Here is a 4,982-nt window from a genome sequence, read left to right on the forward strand (position 1 = left end):
CTTCGGCCACCACGCCGTGAAGGACGTCGTCAATCACTACGACTACCACGCCACCCTCCTCCATCTCTTCGGCCTCGACGCCAAGCAGCTCAGCTATCGCCGCAATGGAACGGAGCAGGTGCTCGTCGAAAATCCGCAGGCACGAGTGGTGAGTGAGATTTTGGCGTGAGGTGTTAAGTACGATGGGCACTCCTGCCCGTCGATCAGCGGCACCGCAGACACTCCACTCTCACGCTGCACCCTCAACCGGCCTACTGCCAGACAGCCCGTCCGCAAGCACCCACACCTGCCACAGCGGTGTATCCTGCCAGCTTCCCTCCCGGTATGTTTAGGCGGACATTGGGGCTGGTGGAGAGGAGTTTGTACCAGTTCGATGACAAGGGAGGCCTGAGTGAGCGCTGATCGACGGACAGGAGTGTCCATCGTACTGCCCCCCAAACCTTACACGCTTGTAATGCTCCAGTAACACAAAGGGCATGCGTGGGGTGCTTTCATGGCGGTGGAAATCGATCCACCCAACACAATCCCATGAACCCCATTGATACTCCTATGAAAACTTCATCCTCCCACCCGTCGATCTGGAAGCGCACGGCCGTCCTCGGTTCTGTGTGTGTCCTGAGCGCTTCGCTGGTGGCCTTCACGTCTGCGAAAGACGCGGCGGGCACCAAGGCGGAGCCGCTTCGCATTCAGGTCAGCGATGCACCGCTGTCCACCGCAGCCCGGGGCTTCCCGAGCTTCTCGCCCATTGTGAAAGCCGTGGCCCCAAGCGTGGTGAAAATCTCGGTCTCGAGCGAGGCCAAGGTCAGCCAGATGCAAATGCCCGAAGGCTTTGACCTGCGCCGCTTCTTTGGCCCGGGCTTCCAGATGCCTGAGGAATTCCAGCAGCAGCGCGGTCCGCAGCAGCGTCACATGCCCAAAGAACAGGGCGTCGGCTCCGGCATCATCGTGACCAAGGACGGTTACATCCTCACCAACAACCACGTGGTGGAAAACGCCAGCACGATCAAGGTCGGCCTGAACGATGGACGCGAGTTCAACGGCAAGGTGATCGGCCGTGATCCGAAGACGGATGTGGCTGTGGTGAAGGTGGAGGCCACCGACCTGCCTGCCATGGCCTTTGCTGACAGCGACAAGATCGAAGTCGGCGACATGGTGCTTGCCGTGGGCCATCCGTTTGGCATCGGCCAGACCGTGACGACCGGCATCATCAGTGCCAAAGGCCGCGCCACGCTGGGCCTCGACTATGAGGACTTCATCCAGACGGATGCAGCGATCAATCCCGGCAATTCCGGTGGGGCGCTGGTGGACGTGGAAGGCCGACTGATCGGCATGAACACGGCCATCCTGAGCCGCAGCGGTGGCAATCAAGGCGTTGGCTTTGCAGTGCCTACCAACCTGGCCCGCTGGGTGATGGAAAGCCTCGTCAATACAGGCCGTGTGGAGCGTGGCTTCCTGGGCGTGAATATCCAGGACCTCACTCCGCAGCTGGCGCAGCAGTTCAAGCTGGACGCTGCCAAAGGTGCGCTGGTGTCCGGTGTCTCGCCTGACAGCCCTGCTGAAAAAGCCGGTGTGAAGAGCGGCGACGTGATCACCGACTTCAATGGCAAGCCCGTCACTGACAGCCGTCATCTGAAACTGCAGGTGGGCTCCACCACCCCTGGTGCTGCTGTGCCTATGAATGTGCTGCGCGATGGCAAGACTCAGACTCTCACCGTGACCGTCAAGGAACTGCCCGGCGACAAGCTGGCTGACGCCACTCCTGCCGCAGGCAATGTGGATGACGCTCTGCATGGTGTCGGTGTGTCGGACCTCGACCAAGCGACGCGTGAGCAGCTCAAGATCCCTTCGCAGATCAAAGGCGCTGTCGTCTCCTCTGTGGAGGAAGATTCCGTGGCGTATGAGGCGGGCCTCCGTCAGGGCGATGTGATCCTTGAGATCAATCGCCAGCCCGTGAAGAACGCCGAGCAGGCCACAGCCCTGTGCGAAAAGCCTGCGACCAAAGTCACGCTGGTGAAGGTCTGGAGCCGTGCAGGCACCCGCTTCGTCGTCGTGGATGAAAGCAAGGCTGGCTAATGTGTGTGGTATCGAGGAAGCCCGCCCTGGTGCGAAAGTGCTGGGGCGGGTTTTTTCTGCATGAGCCCGAACATTGGACAACTCTTCTCAGCGCAGCTACCCATATGCCTACCCCGCCAGCCATGCGCATTTTAGTGATCGAAGATGACAGCAAGATCGCCTCGTTCATCGTGAACGGACTGAAGCAAAACGGCTTCGGGGTGGATGCTGCCGCCGATGGGGAGCAGGGGCTGGATCTGGCCTGCACCGTGACTTATGACTGCATCGTGCTGGACCTCATGCTGCCCAAGCTGGACGGCCTCTCGCTGCTGCGGCAGTTGCGCAAAGAGAAGGTCAATACGCCGGTGGTCATCCTCAGTGCCAAGGCCACGGTGGATGATCGCGTGAAGGGCCTGCAAGCCGGTGGCGATGACTACCTGACGAAGCCCTTTGCCTTTTCCGAGCTGCTGGCCCGCGTGCAGGCGCTCATCCGTCGTGCCACCCATGTGGTCGAGCCGACGACGCTCACCGCCGCTGGTGTCACGCTTGATTTGCTGTCGCGTGAAGTGAGGCGTGAGGGGCGCAGCATCGAGTTGCAAAGCCGTGAGTTTGCCCTGCTGGAGCTGCTGATGCGCACGCCGGGCCGGGTGGTCACCAAGACGATGATTCTGGAGCATGTCTGGGACTACAGCTTCGATCCGCAGACCAATGTGGTGGACGTGCTGGTGCACCGCCTGCGTGCGAAGCTGGACAAAGACTTCGAGGTGAAACTCATTCAAACCATTCGCGGAGTCGGCTATGTCCTCAAACCTGTTTAAGCACTGGGGGCGCAGCTTCGCCGTGCGGCTGACGCTCGGCTACGCGCTGATTTTCACACTGAGCGCGGTCGTGCTCTTTGGGCTGCTCTACGTGCTTCTGGCCTCTGCTTTGGAGCGCAAGGACCGCGAGGTCATCGACGCACGGCTGAAGGAATGCGCCGCGGTGTATTCCAGCGGCGGACTGTCTGCGCTGCGCAATCTGGTGAAGCTCAACAGCACGGATGAAAGCAAATCGAAGTCCTTCTTTGTGCGTGTCACCGGCAATCTGGGCAGCGTGCTGTTTGTGAATGTGCCCAACGACTGGCTGCAGGCGGATGCGGCGTCATTGCAAACGCAGAACGACAACGAACGCTCTGACTGGCTGCGCATTCCCAAAGATGACGAGCGCGATCTCACCGTCGCCACCGCCCGTTTGTATGACGGCTCCATCCTGCAGGTCGGCCGCAGCACGAACAGCCGCGAGACGGTACTGCAGCCCTTCCGCCGAAACTTCCTGCTGGTGATGACGCCCACGCTGCTGCTCGCCGTTCTCGGCGGTGCCTACTTTGCGCATCGTGCCACGCAGCCGGTGCGGGAGGTCGTGGCCACGGCGCGCACCATTTCAGACACCGGCGACTTTTCCGCGCGCGTGACCGCTTACGCCAGTCAGGCTGAGCTGGAGGAACTCGCCACCGAGTTCAACCGCCTGCTCGACAAGAACCAGTCGCTCATTCAAGGCATGCGTCATGCGCTGGACAATGTGGCGCATGACCTGCGCACACCGCTGACCCGCCTGCGCGGCACCGCCGAGGCTGCGGTTCAGACCACGCCCGATCCCATCGCGCGCGAGGCGCTGGCCGATTGCGTGGAGGAATCCGACCGCGTGCTCACCATGCTCAAGGCGCTGATGGACATCAGCGAAGCCGAAGCCGGCATGATGAAGCTGCACCGCGAGCTGACGTCCATCCCTGAGCTTCTCCAGCAGGTGATCGAGATGTACGAGCTCATCAGCGAGGAGAAGCACATCACCATCACCACCGATTTTGCACCCGACTGCCGCGCGTCCGTGGACCCAACGCGTCTGAGCCAGGCCTTCGCCAATTTGCTCGATAACGCGCTCAAGTACACGCCCGAGGGTGGCAAGGTGCATCTGGCCTGCCGGGCGGCTGAGAACACGGTGACAGTCACCATGCGTGACACCGGCATGGGCATTCCTGCCACCGATCAACCGCACATCTGGGAGCGCCTCTATCGTGGCGATAAAAGCCGCACCCAGCGCGGCCTCGGCCTCGGCCTGAGCTTGGTGAAAGCCATTGTGGAGGCGCACAATGGCACCGTGGCGGTGACAAGTGACGCGGGGCAGGGGGCGGAGTTTGTCATCACCGTGCCGCAGATTCCGCTGGGGTGAGGGTGGTGCACAGTATGCAGTCATTCATTGACATATGTTCGCAAATTTGGTAACGATATGAAGGGAGGAAATCTGTGCCACAAACCAAAGTCGTCTTTTATCAGGAGAAGGATGGAACTGTTCCCACGCTGGAGTGGCTGGATGGTATTCCCGCCAAGGCGCAGTTAAAATGCCTCGCAAAGCTTGAACGACTCAAACAGGAAGGGCATGAACTACGCCGACCTGAAGCCGATTTGCTGAGAGACAAAATTTATGAGTTGAGATCGAGCCTGCAAGGCGTCCATTATCGCATTCTCTATTTCTTTCATGGGAACGTTGCGGCGGTGGTTTCGCACGGGATCGTGAAGGAAGACCGGGTGCCACCCGTGGAAATAGCGCGAGCCATCGAGCGGCGGAAGAATTTCGAGATAAACCCCAAAGCACACACATTTGAGGAGAGATGAAGATGACCAAGAAAAAAAACAAACCAACCAGTGATGCCGTTGAAATTCTGCATCGCCGTCTGGTGGCAGGCAAACCAGAAAGAATGGCCGAACTGGAGCAGATTCGCGCCGACGATGCCGTCGCACGCAAAATCCATGATCTGCGCGTTCAGGCAGGCCTTTCTCAGCGAGCTTTTGCGAAACTGGTGGGAACCACCGCCTCCGTCATCTGCCGCTTGGAAGACGCTGAGTACGAGGGGCATTCATTGGCGATGCTCACCCGCATTGCCACAGCACTCCATC

General features: G+C 60.1%; 6 protein-coding genes. All 6 read left to right on the top strand.

Going from position 1 to position 4,982, the window contains the following annotated elements; translation table 11 throughout:
• Positions 1 to 169: DUF1501 domain-containing protein (locus ACIREA_RS26560; protein ID WP_397385348.1), on the top strand; the 169-nt coding region annotated here is incomplete at its 5' end.
• 380 nt (positions 170 to 549) lie between these two features.
• Positions 550 to 2,073 (top strand): DegQ family serine endoprotease, encoded by a 1,524-nt coding sequence (locus ACIREA_RS26565; protein WP_397385344.1) that lies wholly within the window; start codon positions 550 to 552, stop codon positions 2,071 to 2,073.
• Positions 2,074 to 2,195: 122 nt separating this feature from the next.
• Positions 2,196 to 2,870, top strand: coding sequence for a response regulator transcription factor (locus ACIREA_RS26570; protein WP_397385349.1), 675 nt, complete (start codon positions 2,196 to 2,198; stop codon positions 2,868 to 2,870).
• A complete protein-coding gene (locus tag ACIREA_RS26575) occupies positions 2,851 to 4,257 on the top strand; it encodes a sensor histidine kinase (protein ID WP_397385345.1) in 1,407 nt (468 codons plus the stop codon). Before ACIREA_RS26570 ends, ACIREA_RS26575 begins: the two co-directional genes overlap by 20 nt.
• 74 nt (positions 4,258 to 4,331) lie before the next feature.
• The gene (locus tag ACIREA_RS26580) at positions 4,332 to 4,700 is read left to right on the top strand and encodes a type II toxin-antitoxin system RelE/ParE family toxin (RefSeq protein ID WP_397385346.1); all 369 of its coding nucleotides are present in this window, start codon (positions 4,332 to 4,334) and stop codon (positions 4,698 to 4,700) included.
• Between the two features lie 2 nt (positions 4,701 to 4,702).
• Positions 4,703 to 4,982, top strand: a 280-nt coding sequence (locus tag ACIREA_RS26585) for a helix-turn-helix domain-containing protein (protein ID WP_397385347.1), incomplete at its 3' end; no start/stop codon positions are given.

The organism is Prosthecobacter sp. (assembly GCF_044373815.1).
Taxonomy (GTDB): Bacteria; Verrucomicrobiota; Verrucomicrobiia; order Verrucomicrobiales; family Verrucomicrobiaceae; genus Prosthecobacter.